Source organism: Microbacterium sp. STN6 (assembly GCF_026410545.1).
GTDB lineage: Bacteria > Actinomycetota > Actinomycetes > Actinomycetales > Microbacteriaceae > Root112D2.
On the sequence record NZ_JAPMIT010000001.1, the window covers coordinates 898,513 to 918,864 of the forward strand.

General features: G+C 69.2%; 18 protein-coding genes. 9 read left to right on the forward strand and 9 right to left on the reverse strand.

Going from position 1 to position 20,352, the window contains the following annotated elements:
• Nucleotides 1–57 precede the first annotated feature (57 nt).
• Nucleotides 58–501 carry a hypothetical protein gene (locus tag OSC27_RS04115; RefSeq protein ID WP_267180131.1) on the reverse strand — a complete coding sequence of 148 codons (444 nt, stop codon included), beginning with the start codon at nt 499–501 and terminating at the stop codon, nt 58–60.
• Between the two features lie 129 nt (nt 502–630).
• On the opposite strand from OSC27_RS04115, the gene OSC27_RS04120 reads away from it, so the two are divergent.
• Nucleotides 631–2,052: an MFS transporter gene (locus OSC27_RS04120; protein WP_267180132.1), complete on the forward strand. Its 1,422-nt coding sequence runs from the start codon at nt 631–633 to the stop codon at nt 2,050–2,052.
• A gap of 40 nt (nt 2,053–2,092) precedes the next feature.
• Here OSC27_RS04120 and OSC27_RS04125 read toward each other — a convergent pair whose 3' ends face one another.
• From OSC27_RS04125 to OSC27_RS04140, 4 genes are all read right to left on the reverse strand, one after another.
• Nucleotides 2,093–2,800 carry an endonuclease/exonuclease/phosphatase family protein gene (locus tag OSC27_RS04125; protein ID WP_267180133.1) on the reverse strand — a complete coding sequence of 236 codons (708 nt, stop codon included), beginning with the start codon at nt 2,798–2,800 and terminating at the stop codon, nt 2,093–2,095.
• A gap of 107 nt (nt 2,801–2,907) precedes the next feature.
• Nucleotides 2,908–6,441 (reverse strand): error-prone DNA polymerase, encoded by a 3,534-nt coding sequence (locus tag OSC27_RS04130; RefSeq protein WP_267180134.1) that lies wholly within the window; start codon nt 6,439–6,441, stop codon nt 2,908–2,910.
• Nucleotides 6,442–6,479: 38 nt separating this feature from the next.
• Nucleotides 6,480–8,213, reverse strand: a complete 1,734-nt coding sequence (locus OSC27_RS04135; RefSeq protein ID WP_267180135.1) for a DNA polymerase Y family protein — start codon at nt 8,211–8,213, stop codon at nt 6,480–6,482.
• Nucleotides 8,214–8,954 carry a hypothetical protein gene (locus tag OSC27_RS04140; RefSeq protein WP_267180136.1) on the reverse strand — a complete coding sequence of 247 codons (741 nt, stop codon included), beginning with the start codon at nt 8,952–8,954 and terminating at the stop codon, nt 8,214–8,216.
• A 69-nt stretch (nt 8,955–9,023) separates the two neighbouring features.
• Between OSC27_RS04140 and OSC27_RS04145 the strand changes: the two genes are divergently transcribed.
• From OSC27_RS04145 to OSC27_RS04165, 5 genes are all read left to right on the forward strand, one after another.
• Complete coding sequence (locus OSC27_RS04145) at nt 9,024–9,467, forward strand: helix-turn-helix transcriptional regulator (RefSeq protein WP_267180423.1); 444 nt, start codon at nt 9,024–9,026, stop codon at nt 9,465–9,467.
• Between the two features lie 9 nt (nt 9,468–9,476).
• On the forward strand, nt 9,477–9,881 hold the full coding sequence (locus tag OSC27_RS04150; RefSeq protein WP_267180137.1) for a VOC family protein: 405 nt from the start codon (nt 9,477–9,479) through the stop codon (nt 9,879–9,881).
• A gap of 85 nt (nt 9,882–9,966) precedes the next feature.
• Nucleotides 9,967–10,677 carry an SDR family NAD(P)-dependent oxidoreductase gene (locus OSC27_RS04155; RefSeq protein ID WP_267180138.1) on the forward strand — a complete coding sequence of 237 codons (711 nt, stop codon included), beginning with the start codon at nt 9,967–9,969 and terminating at the stop codon, nt 10,675–10,677.
• 84 nt (nt 10,678–10,761) lie between these two features.
• Entirely contained in the window at nt 10,762–11,460 is a 699-nt protein-coding gene (locus OSC27_RS04160; RefSeq protein ID WP_267180139.1) for an SOS response-associated peptidase, read from the forward strand.
• A gap of 156 nt (nt 11,461–11,616) precedes the next feature.
• A complete protein-coding gene (locus OSC27_RS04165) occupies nt 11,617–12,588 on the forward strand; it encodes a J domain-containing protein (RefSeq protein ID WP_267180140.1) in 972 nt (323 codons plus the stop codon).
• 149 nt (nt 12,589–12,737) lie between these two features.
• Here the strand turns inward: OSC27_RS04165 and fdhA are convergent, their stop codons facing one another.
• Nucleotides 12,738–13,955 carry a formaldehyde dehydrogenase, glutathione-independent gene (gene fdhA / locus OSC27_RS04170; protein ID WP_267180141.1) on the reverse strand — a complete coding sequence of 406 codons (1,218 nt, stop codon included), beginning with the start codon at nt 13,953–13,955 and terminating at the stop codon, nt 12,738–12,740.
• A gap of 251 nt (nt 13,956–14,206) precedes the next feature.
• Between fdhA and OSC27_RS04175 the strand changes: the two genes are divergently transcribed.
• The 3 genes from OSC27_RS04175 to OSC27_RS04185 all read left to right on the forward strand — a co-directional run bounded on the left by OSC27_RS04175 (nt 14,207) and on the right by OSC27_RS04185 (nt 17,281).
• On the forward strand, nt 14,207–15,313 hold the full coding sequence (locus tag OSC27_RS04175) for a hypothetical protein (protein WP_267180142.1): 1,107 nt from the start codon (nt 14,207–14,209) through the stop codon (nt 15,311–15,313).
• A gap of 57 nt (nt 15,314–15,370) precedes the next feature.
• Nucleotides 15,371–16,936 (forward strand): hypothetical protein, encoded by a 1,566-nt coding sequence (locus tag OSC27_RS04180; RefSeq protein ID WP_267180143.1) that lies wholly within the window; start codon nt 15,371–15,373, stop codon nt 16,934–16,936.
• Between the two features lie 90 nt (nt 16,937–17,026).
• Complete coding sequence (locus tag OSC27_RS04185; RefSeq protein WP_267180144.1) at nt 17,027–17,281, forward strand: hypothetical protein; 255 nt, start codon at nt 17,027–17,029, stop codon at nt 17,279–17,281.
• Nucleotides 17,282–17,702: 421 nt separating this feature from the next.
• Here the strand turns inward: OSC27_RS04185 and OSC27_RS14450 are convergent, their stop codons facing one another.
• The 3 genes from OSC27_RS14450 to OSC27_RS04195 form a co-directional block, all read right to left on the reverse strand.
• Nucleotides 17,703–17,861, reverse strand: a complete 159-nt coding sequence (locus OSC27_RS14450; protein ID WP_323373917.1) for a hypothetical protein — start codon at nt 17,859–17,861, stop codon at nt 17,703–17,705.
• A gap of 169 nt (nt 17,862–18,030) precedes the next feature.
• Nucleotides 18,031–18,732 (reverse strand): DUF222 domain-containing protein, encoded by a 702-nt coding sequence (locus tag OSC27_RS14455; protein WP_323373919.1) that lies wholly within the window; start codon nt 18,730–18,732, stop codon nt 18,031–18,033.
• Nucleotides 18,733–18,877: 145 nt separating this feature from the next.
• Nucleotides 18,878–20,242 carry an MFS transporter gene (locus OSC27_RS04195; protein WP_267180145.1) on the reverse strand — a complete coding sequence of 455 codons (1,365 nt, stop codon included), beginning with the start codon at nt 20,240–20,242 and terminating at the stop codon, nt 18,878–18,880.
• Between the last annotated feature and the right edge of the window lie 110 nt (nt 20,243–20,352).

The following is a 20,352-nucleotide window of genomic DNA, read 5'->3' on the forward strand; positions in this document are numbered from 1 at the left end:
TTCCCCTTGCCTGTTCGAGAGCCCGATGCACCGTACCGACGCCCCGGGGCAATACACCTAGAAGCGCGGCATCTTCGTGTACTTGACTGCCTCGAGCGCGATCACGACGCCGATGACCATGACCGTGACGCTGACGGCCTGCAGCAGCCCCGCGGCGATCGGCACGAGCGGGAGGATCGAGATCCACAGCCAGGCGGCCGCCCCGATGAGGGCGATCACGTAGCTGAACGTTCGGCGCGCGTAGATGGCGGTCAGCGAGACGACGGTGCCGGCCACGAAGGTCGCGAACAGCGGCAGGCCGTTGTGGGGCGTGCCACTCCACGTGGCGATGAGGCTCCAGATGGTGAGGCCGAGCGAGACGATCACGACGAGCGTGGCGAGCAGCGGGCCGAGCGGGCCGGGCAGTTCGCCGCCGACGGCGCGAATGAGGGGCTCGTCGCTTGCCGGTTCGTTCTGATGGGCGTGGGTCTCGCTGGTCTGCGTCGAATGCACGTTGCTCACGGTCGTCATCTTACGCGCTCGTCGCCCGCACGCCGGGCGGTTGGCGTGCCGGTGCTTTTCGCATGGCCCGCATTGGGTAGGGTCGTCTCGCGCGTCGAATAGGGCGCGACGGATGCCGGGAGGAGCGCCATGTCGACAGCGTCGCCCTCGGCCGACACCACCAGCCGCGGCCAGCGCGCGATCACGCTGCTCGTTGCCGGCACGTTCTTCATGGAGAACCTGGACGGCACCATCCTGACGACCGCCGCCCCACCGATCGCGAATGCGTTCGGCGTCAGCTCGGCCGAGGTCGGCGTCGCCATCACCGCCTACCTGCTCACGCTCGCCGTGCTCATTCCGCTCAGCGGATGGCTCACGCAGCGCCTCGGCGCCAGGCTCGTGTTCACGAGCGCGATCGTCGTGTTCACACTCGCTTCCGTGCTCTGCGCGGCGAGCGCGAGCCTGCCGATGCTGGTCGCGGCGCGCGTGCTGCAGGGTATCGGCGGCGCCATGATGGTGCCCGTCGGCAGGCTCACCGTGCTGCGGGTGACCGAGAAGAAGGACCTGATCCACGCGATCGCCTGGCTCACATGGCCCGCCCTGGCCGCTCCCGTCGTGGCGCCGCTCGTGGGCGGCATTCTCGTCACCTCGCTCTCGTGGCACTGGATCTTCCTCATCAACGTGCCGCTCGGAGTCGTGGCGCTCGTCGCGGCGCTTCGCCTCGTGCCCGCCGGCTCTCGCGAGCACCCGGCGCGACTCGACTGGCCGGGCCTGATCCTCACGTGCGGCGGTCTCGGCGCCCTGGTGTGGTTGGGGTCGCTGCTCTCCTCGGCCGTGCAGTCGTGGGCGTGGGTGGCGCTGTTCGCGGCGCTCGGGGTGTGCCTCAGCGCGGCGGCGATCCTGCATCTCGGGCGGGCCGCGCATCCGCTGCTCGATCTTCGCTCGCTGCGCATCGCGACGTTCCGGCTCACGCACGCGGGTGGGTCACTCTTCCGGCTCGCGGTGAACGCGGTGCCGTTCCTGGTGCCGCTTCTGCTGCAAGACGGCTTCGGCTGGTCTCCCGTGGTGTCGGGCGCGCTCGTGTTGTTCATCTTCGTCGGCAATCTCGCGATCAAGCCGGCCACGACGCCGCTTCTGGTGCTCTTCGGCTTTCGCACCGTGATCGCCGGCTCGACGCTGGGGGTCGCGCTCAGCATGGCGGCCGTCGCGCTGATCACCCCGGCCACGCCGGTCGCGCTCATCGCGGCGCTGCTCGTCTTCGGCGGGGCGATGCGCTCGATCGGCTTCACCGCGTACAACACCATCGCGTTCGCCGACGTGCCGCATGAGCGAATGACCGAGGCGAACACGCTGTCCTCGACGGTGCAGCAGCTCGCGGCGGGCTTCGGGGTCACGGTGGGCGCGCTTGCCCTGCGGGCGGGACAGCTGACGGATGCCGGTGCCGGCACCCTTGCGCCATACCGCGTCGCGTTCGTGGCCATCGCCGTGATCACGCTCGCCGCGACGCTCGAGGCGCTGCTCGTCGACCGTGGCGCGGGGGAGAACATCAGGCCCGCCCGCGTTCGCCGCTGATCGAGTAGCGCGAAGCGCGTATCGAGATCCCCGCGCCCGCTCAGCGGCTGTAGTCGGCGCTCACCAGGATCGGCCGGTGGTCGGAGTCCCCGCCGGGCAGCGTCTCGACGCTGCCCACATCCAGCCCCACTGAGGTGACGAAGTCGAAGTGGCCTCGAAAGATCTTGTAGCGGGTGTAGGTGCGCTTGTCGCTGAGCGAGAGGTCGTAGCCCGACTCGGAGACGTGCGCGACGAGCTTGTTCTTGAAGATGGGGTAGTTGTAGTCGCCGACCATGAGGGTGGGGGCGCCGTGGCCGAGTTCGCTCAACTGGGCGTACGCGGCCGTGATCTGCTTGCGGCGCAGCGAGTTGAGTGCCGTGAGGGGGGCCGCGTGGAACGACGCCACGACCAGGTGCTCGTCTGTGCCGTTCTCGATGAGGCAGGTGCCGATGAGCCGCTCATGCGCCGGGGTCAGAACGCGGTCATGCAGCGACTTCTTCAGCTCGTACGCTCGCGTCTCGTGGGCGGTGAACCGTTCACGGTTGTAGTAGACGGCGAGCCCCAGGCGGTTGCGTTTCGTGGAGTCGGCGAGGTGCAGCGTGTCGATGTCGGCGGGCATGCTCGTGGTGTCGCACTCCTGCAGGCAGAGCACATCGGCCTTGAACCGCTCGGCGAGGGCGACGAGTTCGCCGCTCGCATGGTTCTTGCGCAGGTTGTAGCTGATGACCCGTAACAGTGTGATCACTTCATCCCGACGGGGGTTCGGCATCCGTCACGGCGCCATTCTAATCCGCGGGCATCCGATCGCCATGGGCGCGGGGTCCTGCCTCCGCCTTCCCGGTGCGCGAGATGCGCAATGCTGCGTCGAGACCCGTCTCACTGGAAGTCCCGGGAACTCACTGGCGCCCTCAGCGGCAGTGTCTCGAGGCGGTCGGCGATGAGGTTGGTGATGCCCTCGGGGGAGCGTTCCAGGATGCCGCGCACGATCATGGCGGGTGCGTCACGGGCGACACGGCGGTAACGGTTCCAGACGCCGACGCCGACGATCACGTTGAGAATGCCGGTCTCGTCTTCGAGGTTGAGGAACGTGACGCCACCCGCCGTCATGGGCCGCTGCCGGTGGGTGACGGCACCGCCCACCTCGATGCGCCTGCCGGGCTCGGCGGTGGCGGTCGCCTCGATGCTGAGCGCCCCGCGGCCGGTGAGCATGTCGCGCACATGCCGGATCGGGTGGTCGTTCGGGGAAATGCCGGTGGCCCAGAGGTCGTAGACGGTCTGCTCGGCCGGGCTCAGCATGGGCAGCAGCGGCGGCTGCACCGAGATGGCGCTGCCGATGAGCTGGTCGGCGCGCTCGTCCGCGGCCCAGCCGGCGTTCCACATGGCCTGGCGGCGCCCGATGCCGAGGGAATCGAAGGCGCCCGCGGCGGCGAGCGACTCGAGCTGCGGGGTGGTCAGGCCCACGCGTCGGGCGATGTCGGCCATGTCACGGTACGGGCCGTTGCCCTCACGCTCGGCAACGATGCGCCGGGCGAGCTTCTCGCCGATGAGGTTCACCCCGGCCAGCCCGAGCCTGACCGAGTAGTTGCCATCGCGACGGTGCTCGCCCGAGGCATCCGGTGCCTGAATGTCGAAGGGGCCGACGGGCGGCTGCTCGGCGTCGAGACAGCGGCCGAGGCCTGTGGAGCCTGGAGCGTCGCCCGCCGCGTCGCCTGCCGCCGCGTCACTCACCGTCGCATCGTCCACAGCTCCGCCCGGCTCCAGCCCCGCGTCGACCCCCGAGAGCAGAACGTCGACGTGGCGCACCTCGACGCCGTGTCTTCGTGCATCGGCGACCAGGGTGTGCGGCGCGTAGAACCCCATGGGTTGCGCCCGCAGCAGCGCGGCGAGGAACGCGGCGGGGTAGTGCAGCTTGAGCCAGGAGCTGGCGTAGACGAGCAGGGCGAAGGCCAGCGAGTGGCTCTCGGCGAAGCCGAAGTTGGCGAAGGCCTCGATCTTCTCGTAGATGATGTCGGCGTCGGCGGCCGAGATGCCCTTGGCCGCCATGCCGTCGTACAGTTTGCGCCGAAGAGTCGAGATGTGTTCGCGGCCTCGCTTGGAGCCCATGGCGCGGCGCAGCAGGTCGGCGTCTTCGGCACTGCACCCGCCGACGGCCATGGCCATCTGCATGAGCTGTTCCTGGAACAGCGGCACTCCCAGCGTGCGTTCGAGCACCGGCTCGAGATCCGGATGCAGGTACGTGACCGCCTCCTCACCCGTGCGCCGGCGAATATAGGGGTGCACCGCGCCGCCTTGAATGGGCCCGGGGCGGATGAGCGCCACCTCGATCACCAGATCGTAGAAGCGCCGCGGCTTCAGCCGGGGCAGCGTGCCCATCTGCGCCCGGCTCTCCACCTGGAACACCCCGACCGCGTCGGCCCGGCACAGCATGTCGTACACGGCCGGCTCTTCGCGGGGCAGCGTGGCGAGGCTCCACCTCTCGCCCAGATGCGCCTCGACGAGGTCGAACACGTACTGCAACGCGGCGAGCATGCCCAGACCGAGCAGGTCGAACTTGACGAGGCCCATCCATTCGCAGTCGTCTTTGTCCCATTGCAGCACGGTGCGGTTCTCCATGCGGGCGTGCTCGATGGGGCAGACCTCGCCGACCGGACGTTCGGTGAGCACCATGCCACCCGAGTGGATGCCGAGGTGCCGCGGCGTCTTCAGCAGCTCGGTGGCCAGCTCGATCACGGGCTGCGGGATCGTGTGCTCCTGGCTCGTGACCTCGCTGCCGTAGCCTTCCACCTGCTTCGACCAGGCGTCCTGCTGGCCGGGGCTGTGGCCGAGGGCCTTCGCCATGTCGCGTACCGCGAACTTGGGCCGGTATGCGATCACGTTCGCCACCTGCGCTGCGTTGCGCCGCCCGTACTTCTCGTACACGTACTGGATCACCTCCTCGCGCCGGTCGGAGTCGAAGTCGACGTCGATGTCTGGCTCTTCGTCGCGGATGCTGGAGAGGAACCTCTCGAACGGCAGGTTGTAATAGATGGAGTCGACGGCCGTGATGCCGATCGCGTAGCAGACGGCGGAGTTCGCGGCCGAGCCGCGGCCCTGGCAGAGGATTCCGCGGCTGCGGGCGAAGCGCACGATGTCGTGCACGATCAGGAAGTAGCCGGGGAAGTCCTTGGCCTCGATGACGGCGAGCTCGTTCTCGAGGCGCCGCCACGTGGCATCCGTCGCCGCGGCTTTCGCGATGGTCTCGGGTGCGGCATCCGGCAGCGCGGCGGCGCTCGGGTACTTCTCGGCCACGCCCGCGCGCACGAGCTCACGCAGCCAGCTCATGGGGGTGCGCCCGGCAGGCACCTCCTGCTTCGGCAGCCTGGGCCGCGCGCTGCGCAGCTCGAACGCACTCTCGTCGGCTAGTGCGACGGTGCGCTCGACGGCTCCGGGGTAGCGGGCGAAGAGTGCCGCCATCTCGGCACCGCTGCGCAGGTGCGCCGTGCCGGATGCCGGCAGCCAGCCATCCAGTTCGTCGAGGCTGCGCCGTGCGCGCACCGCCGCGACCGCAGCAGCGAGCCGACGGTCGCGGGGAGCGGCGTAGTGCACGTTGTTGGTTGCCAGCGTGGGCAGGTGGGCCTTCGCGGCGATGGCGGCCAGGGCGTCGTTGCGCTCGTCGTCGAGTGGATCGCCGTGGCTGAACAGTTCGATGAAGACGTTGTCTGTGCCGAACAGTGCCACCAGCCGCTCGACCTCGCGCGCTGCCGCCGTGACCCCGCCGCGCTCCAGGGCCTGACGCACCCGGCCCTTGCGGCATCCGGTGAGAACGGCCCAGTGGCCGGCGGCCTGCTCGGCCAGGGCGTCGATGTCGTAGAGTGGGCGGCCTTTCTCGGCGCCGTCGGCGAGCTGGGCGTTGGTAAGCGCACCGGCGAGGCGGTGGTAGCCCTCCTGACCGCGGGCGAGCACCACGAGATGGCTGCCCTCGGGGTCGGCCTCGCCGTTCTGCGGCTTGCCGAGCTCGAACGAGAGCTCGGCGCCGAACACGGTCTTCACCGGTGCCGAACCGGTCTCGCGGGCGAGCCGGTTGTGCGCCTCGGCCGCCTCGGCCATGCGCACAATGCCGTACAGGCCGTCGTGGTCGGTGAGCGCGAGCGCGCTCAGTCGCAGCCGGGACGCCTCGGCCACCAGCTCTTCCGGGGAGCTTGCCCCGTCGAGAAAGCTGTAGTGCGAGTGCGCGTGCAGCTCGGCGTACGGCACGAGCGGGTCGCCGTCGGCCGGTGGCGTTGGCGCAGGCCGGTATGGATGCCGCTTGCGGCTGATCGCTCCGTCGGTTTGCGGCTCGTCCCTGCCAGACGTGCCCGCGCCCTGCGCACCCCGGCCGGAGAGCTTGCGCTCCAGCTCCGACCACGGGATCGGCGGGTTATTCCAGCCCATCGGTTCGCCTCCTGTCTGTGAGGCCGACCGCAGTGCCCTCAGTCATAGCGCGCCTCCGCAAGCCAGCGGTCGCCCTCCTGCAGCAGCAGCCAGGCCTCGCCGGTGTCGTCGACCACCTGGAAGCGGTGCAGCCGCCGTGCCGAGGCGCGATCCCACCACCGCTCGTCGACCGACCACGGGCCGGCCCAGGCCGTGACGGCGCGCAGCTGCGGCACGAGCAGCGCGGGTGGCTCCGCGTCGGCGGCCTGCCCTGTGTTGGGTCGCCCTGCGTTGGGCCGCCCCGCGTTGGGCCGCACATCGGCGGCCTGCCCGTCGACCCCGACCTGCGCGAGCGGCGCGGATACCCGTCCGCGCTCATCCACGGTGACGCTCTCGCCGGCGGGGCTTCTCACCACCGCCGGCCGCGGCGGCGAGAACACGCGAGCCGGCAGCGGGGGAGGCAGCTGCCCGGGCCACGGGCGACGGCGTGATGCGGCAGCATCCGCTGGCTCTCGGTCGCCCCAGGCCACCAGCACGGCGCGTTCGGCGAGCATGCGACCGCCGCCGAGAACGGGAGTCACCACCGCGTCGTGACCGAGCAGCCCCTGCACGCGGGAGAGCCCGTGGTGGATGCGCTCGTCGGGCGCCGAACCCCAGAGGCCCTCTTCGTGGTTGCTCGCCGCATCCCTGCTGCCGGGGCTGACCGCAACTCGGCAGATGGCCGAGCTCAGGGCACCCGCCGCGCTTCCCGAGCCCTGCAGCTGCCAGCGCACGCGATCGAGCACGTCGGAGGCGGTGAACCAGCGCGGGTGCTGCCATTCCCTCTCGGAGACCTGCCCCGATTCGCTCCGAATGCTCACCCGCACCGCTGTGCAGACCTCGTGCATGGCGCTGACCTGCGCGATGAAGCGCTCCGCCGCCGTGCGGAACGCGAAGGTCACCTGGTCGATGCGCTCAAGCGGGGGTTCGAGATCGATGCCGACATCGAGATCTCTCTGCGGAGCGCGCGGCGTGATGCCGCTGGTCGTGTCGCCGCCGGCCAACGCATGCGCGTGCGCGCCGACTTCGCCGAAGCGCTGGCGCACCTGCGCGGCGTCGAGCGCGGCGAAGTCGCCGAGGCTACGCAGACCGAGCCGCACCAGCAGCGTCGTCAACCCCGGATCTCCCAGGATGCCGACCGGAAGCGGGGCGAGAAAGCGCGCAGCCTCGCCCATCGGCACGATGTGTATCGACTCAGCGCCCGAGATCGACTCAGTGCCCGAGATCGACTCGGCGCCCGAGATCGACTCCGGATGCCGCGCGGCCTGCTCGGCTGCGAAGATGCCGTCGGCGATGCCGATGCGGCACCCCCTCAGCCCGAATGCCGCCAACTCGCCCAGCAGCCGCTGCACCGCCTCCCGCTCGCCGCCATAGAAGCGAGCGGGCCCCCGGGCGCGGATCGCACACAGGCCGGGCCGGATGGGCTGCACCCCCGGCATGAGCGCTTCCACGAGAGCCAGTACCGGTTCGAAGGCGCGGGCGTCGAGAACCGGGTCGTAGGCGATCGTGCGGAGTTCGGGGCAGCGGGCCTGGGCCTCCCGCACGCGCAGCCCGCGGCGCACGGCGCTCGTGCGGGCGCTCGCGGAGCACGCGTAGACGCGCCCGCGGTCGATGACGGCGACCGGCGCACCATCGTCGATGTCGTCGCCCGCGCGGGCGAGGGCGGCGGCGTGAGCGGTCTGCAGGGCGGCGACGACCGGCCAGTCTGGCACCCAGAGCACGATGGCGCGAGCGGAGGAGGAGGGGGCGGGCATCTAGACCACCGTCCTCAGCAGGGGCTCGTCAGTGCTGCCGGAGGCATCCCACGGCAGCGCGCCCTCCGGCCTGTCGACCGCGACCAGCCGCGGGGCCGCCTCAAGGCCCGCGTTCCCGCCGGGCAGCCACAGGCGCCCGCGTCGGCGCCGGCCCGTATCGGCACCGCTCGCCACGGTCACCGTCACGCTGCGCTGTCTCAGCCGGCCGAACCCCGCGCCGATGCCGCTCCACGAGCCGGTCTCGACGCTCAGCCTTGCCTCGCTCTGGGGCCATGGCCCGACGGCGATCAGGGTCGCGCCGCGCTGTCGCAGGCGGGCGGCGAGCCGCGCGGCATCCGCTTCATTGACACGCCCACGTGGCTGCGTGACGACGACGGGCAGAACGTCGACGAGCGCGGCCGTCACCGTGAGCCACTGGTCGCCCGGGTTCGGCACCAGCACCAGGCGCTGCAGGTCGATGCCGAACCCGGCGGCGGCCTCCACCCCGAAGTCGGGCACGCCCACGACGCCGCACCACGAGCCGGCCTCGCTCGGCCCCGCGAGCATGGCCATGACGAGCGCGTGGGATTCGATGACCGAGTACGCCGACCCCGCCCGCATGGCCCCGCCGGGCAGCAGTTCGGCGAGGGGAGGCAGGGTCGGCAGCGCGCGCTCATCGAGCGTGCGGCGCTGCATCTGCGTGATGCGCGCCTGCAACGCCTGTACGCGCTCAGAACCGGTCATGCCCTCATATTCGAACATATGTTCGACTATGTCAATTGCCACCGACACTGTGTTCATGCCCGGCCTCTCGGTGCTACCGTCATCTCCATGACCCCGCAGGAGATCGAGCGACTCACGCTCCTGCGCCGCGCCCGCGATCTCATCGATCGCGAGTACGCGCAGCCTCTCGACGTGCCCACGATCGCCCGGCGCGCTCACATGTCGCCCGCGCACTTCTCCCGGCAGTTCCGTGCGGCCTACGGCGAGACGCCGTACAGCTACCTCATGACCAGACGCATCGAGCGCGCCATGGAACTGCTACGGCAGGGCATGAGCGTCACCGATGCGTGCATGGCCGTCGGCTGTACGTCGCTGGGTTCATTCAGTGCTCGTTTCACCGAAATCGTCGGCCTGAACCCCCGTGAATATCGGATGCGCGAGTACACCGCCGTCGCCGGCATCCCCGGCTGCGTGGTCAAGGCCCATGCGCGGCCGGTCCGGCTCACCGCATCGAGCAGGATCCGAGAAGCATCCGCTTCACACGCTCAATAGCGTGGCGTCATGAGCATTTCACTTCAGTACACGAATATCACCGTCAACGATGTGGACGAGTCCCTGGGCTTCTATCGCGACGCCCTTGGCCTTGAGGTGCAGAACGACGTGGGGAACGGCGGATTCCGCTGGGTCACGCTCGGTACGCCCGGGCAGCCGGGCCTCGGCATCGTCATCTCCGAGCCGCACGCCGGCCGGCCGAAGGCGGATGGCGACGCCCTGCAGGAGCTGCTTGTCAAGGGCGTGCTGCCCATCATCGTCTTCAGCACGAGCGACCTCGATGCGACCTTCGAACAGGTGCGCGCCTCGGGGGCCGAGGTGTTGCAGGAACCCATCGATCAGTCGTGGGGCCCGCGCGATTGTGCGTTCCGAGACCCGTCGGGCAACACCGTGCGCATCTCCCAGGCCGGCTGATAACGCGGGGCAGCTAGCGCTCTTCTCTGCGCGTCTGATGTGCGTGCACTCCGTGAGGCCCGCGCCGTCCCGCTAGCGTTGAATCATGACGAACGAGACGAACACCGCATTGATCGTCGGCGCCTCCCGAGGCCTCGGCCTGGCTATCGTCGAGGAGCTTGCGAAGCGCGGATGGCGGGTGATCGGAACCGTGCGAGACCTCGCTGCCGCAACCCCTCTGCACGAGGCCGCCGCGCGCTCGGGCGGCCGGATCACCGTGGAGGAGCTCGACATCACGAAGCCAGAGCAGTTGCCTCCGCTTCACGAGAGGCTGGCGGGCGGGGTCGGCAGCGAGCTCGCAATCCTGTTCGTCAATGCGGGCACAACCAACAACGAGGAGACGCCGATCGGCAGCGTGCCCACCTCGGACTTCATTGACGTGATGGTCACGAACGCGCTCAGCCCGATGCGGGTCATCGAGGCGCTGCAGGACCTCGTGCCGAGTGACGGCCTCATCGGGGCGATGACCTCGGGCCAGGGCAGCATCACGAACAACACGAGGGGATCTCGGGAGGTGTATCGAGGAAGCAAGGCGGCCCTCAACCAGTTCATGCGCAGCTTCGCGGTGCGTCAGGCCGACACGGATCGCGCCATGCTCCTCATGGCGCCGGGCTGGATCAAGACCGCCCTCGGTGGCGACGACGCACCGTTCACGATCGACGAGAACGTTCCGAAGATCGTCGACGTCATGCTCGCCAAGCGCAGCGTGCCCGGCCTCGAGTACCTCGACTTCCGCGGAACGACCGTTCCCTGGTGAGGCGAGGGGCGCCGGCTCGTCGTGCGTTTCGGCGTGTGCTTGCCCGCCTGCTTGCTTGTCGGCGGTCCGTCGTAGGCTCGTCGCATGTGCGGACGCTTCGCAATGGACAAGGAGACCGACGAACTCATCGCCGAGTTCGTGGGGGAGCACGGGCTGGCGAACCTCGAGAATTGGCGGCCGACCTACAACATCAGGCCGACCGATCCGGTGCCCGTCGTCATCGAATCCGCGCGTGACGGCGAGGTCACCCGCCGTCTCGAGAGCGCCCGCTGGTCGCTCGTTCCCTCGTTCTCGAAAGAGCTGAAGACCAAGTACCCCACGTTCAACGCGAGGGCGGAGGAGGCGGCGAGCAAGGCGTCGTTCGCGCCATCCGTGCGTTCCCGGCGTGCGATCATCCCGGCCACCGGCTATTACGAGTGGCAGACCATAGGCAAGACGAAGACGCCATACTTCATCAGGCTGCCCGGCGACATCATGGGCCTCGCCGGGCTGTATTCGTGGTGGGCCGATCCTGCCCTCGCCAGGGACGACCCGGAACGGTGGCATCTGACCGCCACGATTCTCACCTCCGACGCGGTGCACACGCTCGAGCACATTCACGACCGCAATCCTGTGCCCCTGCCGCGTGAGCTGTGGGATCACTGGCTCGACCCCACGGTCGTCGGCGACCAGGCGCTTCTCGACGAGGCGGTGCGGGCGGCGGTCACGGTGGCCTCCTCGCTCGAGTTCTACGAGGTCGGGCCGGTCGTCGACGAGGGCCCGCACCTCATCGAGCCGCGCTGAACCGCGGCGCTTGCCGCGCGCATCCGCTCGGCTGTGCTGCCGCAACCGCGGCCGGTCGTACGCGCACCTCGGTGCCTGCCCCGCGCATCCGCTCAGCGGCGGCATCGGCTGGCTCGCTAAGCTGTCGTGCGCGCAGAAGAAGGAGACATGCGAGGGATGCCTGAGAGCCCGGCGACGCCGACACCGTATGAGGTGCTCGGCATGAGCGCTTCCGCGAGTCAGGACGAGCTGCGCAGGGCGTACCGCAGGCTGCTGCGGGAGACGCACCCCGACACGGGAGGCAGCGCCGAGCGGTTTCAGGCGGTGCAGCATGCGTGGGAGCGGGTGGGCGACCCCGCCAGGCGAGCGGCGTACGATCGCGGCTCATCGAGCGGTACCGGGTCTGATTTCGATGCGGATTCGCCAGGGTACAGCCAGGGCACGGATGCCGCGGCCGGCGCCCGCCCGGCCGGTACCTCATCATCGGGCCACTCCCGGCCCCGCGGCTCGTCGTCGCCGCGCGCCCGCACCTATGGCCACCCCGGCGGACACGCCAGGGAGCGGTTCCTCGCGCTGATGCAGGAATGGTCGGGCCGGGGCAGCGATCTCGACGATCCGTACGATCCGGCGCTCGTGCGCTCGGCGCCGCTCGAGATCCGCAGGCTGCTCGCGAAGGCGCTCGCCGAGGAGGCGACGGCTCGGAGCGTCACAGCCCTCGGCATCGGGTACACGCTCTGGAGCGCCGTCGCCACCGATGATCCCGGTTACGTGATCGACCACATCGTGCTCGGCCCGGCCGGGTTGTTCGCCCTGCGTTCGGAGGATTGGGGCGCATCCGTTCGTCTCGTCAAGGGCGAAGTGGCGGGGGAGGGCCTGGCGCTCGACGACCCCATCAAGACGCTGGTGCGCGCGGCGAAGCGCCTCGCGCGTTCGCTCGGCGTGCGATTCACCGGCTATGGCATTGTGGTGCCGGATGAGGCGCTCGACGCGTCCATGGAGACCGTCGATCGCGGCCGCAACGCCGGCGCGGCGCTCGTCGGCCGGTCGCTTCTGCCGCTCGTGCTGCGCACCGGCGCGGGCGCCACGGTTGACATCGCCGACGTGTTCGAGGTGCGCACCCGGCTGCAGAACGGCCTGCGCCTGGTCTGACATGGCCTGGTGCAGCGCCGTCGCATCACGCTGTCGCGTCACGCCGTCGCACGCAATCGCAGCAACGGGTCGGGCCGAATCGCGGGTTCCCTTCCGAAACACCCGCGATTCGACCCGACCCGATTGCCTTACGGCCGCAGCCGCCCTCCTCAGGCGGCGTCGAGGTACCCGTTCGGGTTCAGCACATACTTCGTCGCGGCACCCTTGTCGAACTCCTCGTACCCGCGCGGCGCGTCGTCAAGGCTGATCGCCTTCGCGTTCACGTTCTTCGCAATGTGCACCTTGTCGGCGAGGATCGCGCGCATGAGCCCGAAGTTGTACTTCATCACTGGGCACTGCCCGGTCGTGAACGACAGCGACCGTGCCCATCCGGCCCCCAGGTTAAGGGAGAGCGAGCCCGTCTTCGCCGCCTCGTCAACGCCGCCCGGGTCACCCGTGACGTACAGTCCCGGAATGCCGAGTGCGCCGCCCGCCGCCGTCAGCGTCATCAGAGAGTTGAGCACGGTCGCCGGAGCCTCCTTGGCGCCCTCGCCGTGCCCTTTCGCCTCGAAGCCGACCGCGTCGACCGCGCAGTCCACTTCAGGAACGCCCAGAATCTGCTCGATCTGGTCGGCCGGGTCGCCCTTGGTCAGGTCGACGGTCTCGCATCCGAAGCTCGCCGCCTGCCGCAGCCTGCCCTCGTTCATGTCGCCGACGATCACGGTCGCCGCCCCCAACAGCAGAGCGGATGTCGCCGCCGCGAGGCCCACGGGCCCCGCGCCCGCGATGTACACGGTCGATCCCGTACCCACGCCGGCGCTGACCGCGCCGTGGTACCCGGTGGGGAAGATGTCCGAGAGCATCGCCAGATCGAGGATCTTCTCCATCGCCTGATCCTTGTCGGGGAATACGAGGAGGTTCCAGTCAGCGTAGGGCACGAGCACGTAGTTGGCCTGGCCGCCGACCCAGCCCCCCATGTCGACGTACCCGTATGCGCTGCCCGGTCGATCCGGGTTCACGTTGAGACAGACGCCGGTCTTGCGTTCCTTGCAGTTCTTGCAGCGTCCGCATGAGATGTTGAACGGCACCGACACGAGGTCGCCGACCTTGACGAACTCCACGTCAGGGCCGGTCTCGACCACCTCTCCTGTGATCTCGTGGCCGAGCACGAGATCGACCGGCGCCGTGGTGCGACCGCGCACCATGTGCTGATCCGAGCCGCAGATGTTCGTTGCGACGGTCTTGATGATGGCGCCGTGCGGAACCTTGCGGCCCACGTTGGCCGGGTTCACCCCCGGCCCATCCTTCAGTTCGAAGGTCGGGTAGTCGATGTCGATGACCTCGACCTTGCCCGGTCCCTTGTACGCCACAGCTCTGTTGTCTGACACGGTATTTCCTTCCACTCGCCCAGCTCCGCCCGGAGGGCGTGGTCTGTCGCGTGGAAGCCGTCCTCCTCGACGGCGCGTATCTCATGCGCAGGCACGCGCGCGTTGCGCACGTCGCCCTGAGCGGTATGGGATTTAGCCCCAGCCTAGGCTGCGCGCGTGGTAAAGGCCAGATGGCACGCATTCGGGGGTAGACGTTGTCTGGTTCGAGGGGTAGACCATGGGGAAACCGTGCTTCGCAGGGGGTGAAGAGCGTGGCTGAGAGCGACATGTCGCAACTGCGGATCCCGCGTGCGCTGCGTCTCGCACTCCTGGCGCTTGCGCTGGTCACCGCGTGGCTCGTGTGTTCGATGATGTTCGGCTCGGGAAGGGCGTCTGCCGCCGAGCCGTCGACCGATTCGCCCGCCGTCGGATCCGCTCTCGGGTCGCCCGCCGTCGCGTCGCCTGCCGTCGCGTCGCCCGCCGTCGCGTCGCCCGCAGGCGCGCCCTCCGCCGGATCGCAGGGTCTCGTCTCGTCGTTGGGTCTCTCCTCGCTGAACCACACCGTCTCGCAGGCGCTCGAGACGTTGCTCGCGACGCCGGCCTCGTTTGCATCGCCGGCTCCGGCCGCATCGACCGCCGCGATCCCAGCTCCCACCTCCACACCGAGTGCGGCGACGGTGCCGTCGTCGACATCGGCCACCGGTCCGGCGGCTGCTGAGGCTGCCGCCGCATCCGGTTCTCGGCCTCTGCATCCGGTCACCAGCGCTCTTGGGAGTGCCCTCGTCAGCCTCCAACCCGTGACGCGTCCCGTCGGGCACGCGCTCGGGGAGGCGATCGGCGTTCTGCCTGTTCTGCCGCAGCTCGGTGCGGTGTCGTCGCTTTCCGGCGTGCTGATCGGCGCCGTCGCAGAGCCGAGTTCGATCCTTGATCGCAGTGCCCACGTCCTTCGCCTCGGGCGGTTGGGTGTTTCAGGTGGTTCGGGCGTTTCAGACTCCGGATCGGTCGGAGGAGCGGAATCGGGTGCCGCTTCATCCGCCACACGCGCGGGAGCGCCGCGCTTTCTGCCGACAGATGCTGCACTGTTTCGACGTGCCCTGCCGGCGAGCGCGGCGCACGCGCGGCCCGACGTGACCACGGCGAGCGGGCAGGCGCCTCTTGCGCCGCCGCCCGTGCCCGGCGTGCCAGGCGGCTCGTTCGTCGCTGTCGCGGCCGTCAGCGGAGTGAGCGGAGGCTCCGCCGGGGGCGCATCGGCGAGCCCGGCGGCGATTCTCGACGGCGGCCGTTTCGACCATCGACTGGCGTGTGTCTTCGCGGTGGGGTCTGCCCGCGTCGTGGCTCATTCCACCGCGTTCTTCGACTTCGACATCACCCCTGATTGACGTTCGGCCCGGCCGTCACAGCGACGGCACGCAGGCCCAAGACTCCTTTCGAGGAGCATGCAACTCATCAATCAGGAGGAATCCCTCATGAATAAGTACGTGTCCAGAGGGTTGTGGTTCACCCTCTGCGTCGGCGGGCTCACGCTCGTCGGAGCAACGGCGGCGAACGCCGCTGAAACAAGCGGTGATGGTGCCGTGGCCTCGGGAACGCAGGCCGTCGCATCCGTCACCGCGCCCATTCAGGTGAACGGAACGGCACTCAGTGTGCTGGGCAACAGCTCGTCGACTGGTTCGATGCCGGCATTGTCGACGCCGGCATCGCCCGCGCCCGTGTCGCCCGCGCCTGTCGCATCCGGGACCAGCTCGTCGTCGAATCCGGCGGCGCCCACGACTTCAGGGTCGAACGGTATCGGCTCGGGCAGTCAGGCGCTTCTCGGTGTGCAATTGCCCATAACGGTCGGTGGCAATGCCGTCTCGGTTCTGGGTGACAGCAGCACGACGGATGCCGCGACCGCGCCCGGCGCACAGCCCGCCGTCGCGCCGAGCGACACTGCGCTTGGCGGCACTGCGCCGGGCGAGACGACGGGTGGTTCGATCGGTGCGCTCACATCGGGTGACGCCTCGGTCGCCTCGGGCACGCAGGTCGCGCCGGATGTCACCGCACCGATCTCAATCGGCGGAAACGCGATCAGTGTTCTCGGCGATTCGTCGAGTGGCACTGCGAGCGCGGGTGCAGCCAGCACGGGTTCAGCCAGCACGGGTTCAGACAGCACGGCCATGCCGATGATCACGAGCGGGGATGACTCCGTGCTCGGCGGTAGCCAGATCGCGCCGGATGTCACCGCACCGATCGTCATTGGCGGTAACGCCGTCGGCGTGCTCGGCGACGCAGCCACTGGCAGTGCGGCGACGCCGCCAGCGGGCGACTCGACGGGCACCGACATGCCAAGCAGCGACATGCCGAGTAGCGGCGCTGGTATGACCGATGGTTCAAGCTCGATTCTCGGGGGAACGCAGGTTCCTGCTGACGTATCGGCTCCGGTCGGCATCGGCGGCAATGCTGTCGCGATTGGCGGAGGCTCGTCCAACGGCATGCTGGGTGTCCTCGGTGATTCGACAGGTGATTCGGGAATCCTGCCGGGCGTCCTCGGTGATTCGTCAGGTGATTCGGGAATCCTGCCGGGCGTCCTTGGTGACACGTCGGATAACTCAGGGATTCTGCCGGGCCTTCTCGGTGACTCCACTGATGGCTCTGGCGTCGCGCCCGGCGTCGGCGACTCTACGGATGGCAGCAGGGCGGGAATACTCCCGATCGTCCTACGTATCGGCTCTGAGCCGGTGGTGGCGGTCGGCGTAGGCTCCGATCCGACGTCCGATTCGCCTGCGGTGACGGCCCCTGTCGCTGACACTCCATCAAGCGAGGGAGACCTGGTGGCAGGCGATCCTGGCATGGCGGGTCTCGGTTCTGGTGTTCAGGCTGCCGGCCTCGTGTCGTCCGCGATTCCGACGGCACTTGCACAGACCGGTGTGGACGCCGCTGGTGGCCTTGCCGCTATGGGTCTGCTGCTCGTTGGCGGCATGGCGTTCATCGGCCTCGCGCTGAAGCGCCGAGGTCACGTGTAGCGCCGGGCGAGCTGTAACGAGGCCGCATGCAGGCAGTCGCGGTGCAGGCGTGATCCCGCCTGCACCGTCGACGCCTTCGCCTACCGTCTCTTGACCACTTCGCTCACACGCCCGCGAATCCACGTCGTCGTCACCAACGTCGTCGTCACCAACGTCGTCGTCACCAACGTCGTCGTCACCAACGTCGTCGTCACCAACGTCGTCGTCACCCACGTCGTCGTCACCAACGTCGTCGTCACCCACGTCGTCGTCAACCCGCCTCGTCGTCAACCAACGTCGTCGTCAACCAACGTCGACGACATCACGGGCGGTGGCCGCATGACTACCGCCGGGAGTGTTCGGTAGGTGTGGCCGCTCGGTGAGGTCCAGGTCAGAGCGCCGTCTCGCGCATGTGCCACCTGCCACGCCGTGTAGTGCTTCATCGCGTGGTGCATGGGGCAGAGATGCGCGAGATTGTCGTGCTGGGTCGAACCATTGAAGGCCCAATCGCGGGTATGGTCCACATCGCACCGCTCAGCCGTGCGGTTGCACCCGGGGAAACGGCAGGTCTCGTCGCGCACCCGCAGCCAGGTTCGCAAGTCTTTCGGGACTTTGTAGTGTTCGCGGCCGACCGAGAGCACCGTTCCCTTCTCGGGGTGAGTGAGCAGCCGCGTGAAGCTCGGGGCATGACCGGCGAGTTCGCGCGCCGTCTGCGGGTCGATCGGCCCGTAGCCCTCGAGCTCGCCGGGTTCTTCACTCAGCCCAAGGAGCGTCATGACCGGGACAGTCACGAGTACGCGCGGGCGAATCCCGCGCCCGATGCCGTGCTTGGGTCGCCCGGTACTGCCGTCATGCTCGGTACCGCCGCCTTGCTCGGCACCTCGGTCTCTGCCAGTACCTTGCCCAGCGCGTTGCCCAGCGCATCGCGCAGTGCATTGCCCAGCACCGTGACCAGTGCAGCCGTTGTGCCCCGTTCCGCCGTCGCCCGAATCCGCGCCCAACGTCACGCCCTCGAGAAGCAGATCGGCGAACGTATCGGCCCGCAGCTGCGTGATCGTTCGCGGCTCGTCAGGGCATTGCAGGCTCGCAGCGATGTCGCTGACGCGACGGTAGATTCAGTCGGCCACGTGCGCCGGCAGGTAGCTGTTCAGCCACGCCATCCCGTCGTTCGCAGGAACGAACTCCACATGGCGGTCGCCCACCGCCTGGGTGTGCCGCTGGGTGATGGTCTGCGGATGCATGTGCTCGCGCACCTGCCTCGCCTTGCGTTCCAGGCGTGAAACCGTCTGCGTCGCCGCGATCGGCAGTACCTGGGTTTCGAACTCGTCGCGCGCATCGGCGGGGACCGACAGCGCGTGATCGATGATCCGCTGCGCGTGGCGATAGCTGATCTCGCCCTCACGCAGAGCCTGAAGAGTGGCGGGAAGCTCGTGCATGAGCGCCTCGCTGTCGGCGACCAGCGTCTCGGTGGTACGTTCCGGCAGGCGTAGCGCGGCGGCGAGCTCGCTTACGAGCACTTTGCGCGCGATCGTCGCGGCGCTCCAACCGGGCTGCCCGGCAAGCGACGATGCATTCGTGCTCAACTCACTCCACTGACGCGCCTGATCGATGAGCTCGGCGCGCATGGCCGAGACGTTGGCGAGCATGCGATCGAGGGCAGCGACGCCATCGACGAGGTCACCCAGAGTATCTGCCATGACGGCGTTCAGACTCGGCTTCTCGTCGCGCTCGGGTACGCCGGCACGAGGCGGCGAGGGCGCGAGGGCAGGCGCGGTCGGAGCCGGCGTCGCCTGGCCGATCTGCCCTGTGTTCCTCATAGAACCAAGTCAACACGTGACCACCGACATTCACGCGAGGCGTGAGAACCGACGCCCTCGCATCGCCCGCCCGCCCACGCTCGCATCGCCCGCCCGCCCACGCTCGCATCGCCCGCCCGCCCACGCTCGCATCGCCCGCCCGCCCTCACACCCGCCCCGCCGGCCGCCACACCGCGGAAAGCACCACCGTCACCACGGCCAGCGCGGCCATGATCGGCACCATCGAGCCCCACTGCGCCGTCGTCACGCTCGAGCCGAACGCCACTCCGATGATCGTCGTCGCCGAGATCGCCCCGAAGTACCGCGACGTCTGATAGATGCCCGCCGCCACGCCCCGGTCCTCGGCCCGCGCCGACGCGTACATGCCCTGGCTCGACGCGATGCTGAACGCGCAGTACGGCACGCCCATCGCGGCCACGAGCAGCAGAACGACCAGAACGCCGATCGTCGCGGTGAAGAGCCATAACAGAGCGGATGCCGCAACCAACCCCACCGTTCCCACCATCAGCACCGGGCGAACTCCCCAGCGGTCGATCGACCGCGCTGCCACGGGCGTCAGGAATGCCGACATGGCAGCGAGCGGCAGCATCAGCAGCCCGACGATTCCCGCGTCGTAGCCACCTGCCTCCTCGAACAGCTGCGGCAGCCCGAAGAATGCGCAGTAGTAGACGGCATTGAAGACCGCGACGCTCAGGTACACGATCATGAGCGAGCGGTTGCGAACGAGCAGTGCCAGGTCGAGAAAGGGGGAGTCGAACCGCAGCTCGCGCCAGACGAAGAGGGCGCCCGATACGACGGCAAGCCCCGCCATCCACCAGGTGAGGGCGGGCAGCGCCCCGAGCACCGCGATGAGCCCCGCCACGAGGGCCACCGTGAAGGCGAGGATGCCCGGTACGTCGGAGTCGCGCAGGGTCACGGCCATCCGCTCTGCTACTCGAGGCGGGTCCGCGGGCGCGAACCGGGCGACCGCCACGAGTGAGAGCAGCGCCAGCGGAACGTTGAGGAAGAACAGCGCCTGCCAGCCCACGAAGCTCACGAGCAGCCCGCCGATCACCGGGCCGAGCGCAGCACCCGTCGTGTTCGCCATCTGCATCGCGCCGAGCGGGCGGGTCGAACTCACCTGCGCCTGCCTGCTCAGCGTGGTCACCATCGCGACCGCGCACGGGAACGCCGTCGCCGTGCCGACCGCCATGAAGACCCGGGAGACGCACACGAGCGCGAACGTGGGGGAGAATGGCGCGAGCACGCACGTGACCGCGACGACCGCCATGCCGCTCACGAACAGCCTGCGCGGGCCGAAGCGGTCGGCCATGCGCCCGATCACCGGCTGCAGCGCCGCCGAGGCCAGGTAGAAGCACGTGATCACCCAGGTGACTTGCACGACGGTCAGGTCGAAGTCGTCGCGCAGCTGCACGAGCGCCACCGCGATCATCGACGAATTCAGCGGGTTGAGGGCGGTGCCGAGGCTCAGCGAGGCGACGGCCACGCCGATTCGTCGATGTTCAGTCACGGTGTCATTCAGCCTAGGGGTCGGCACGCGAGCGAGGCGGGTGCCTGTCACGTACGAGCAGCGGATGCGCCCGCCGCGCGCGGCGGCCGGCGCGGCGACACCTCTGCGAG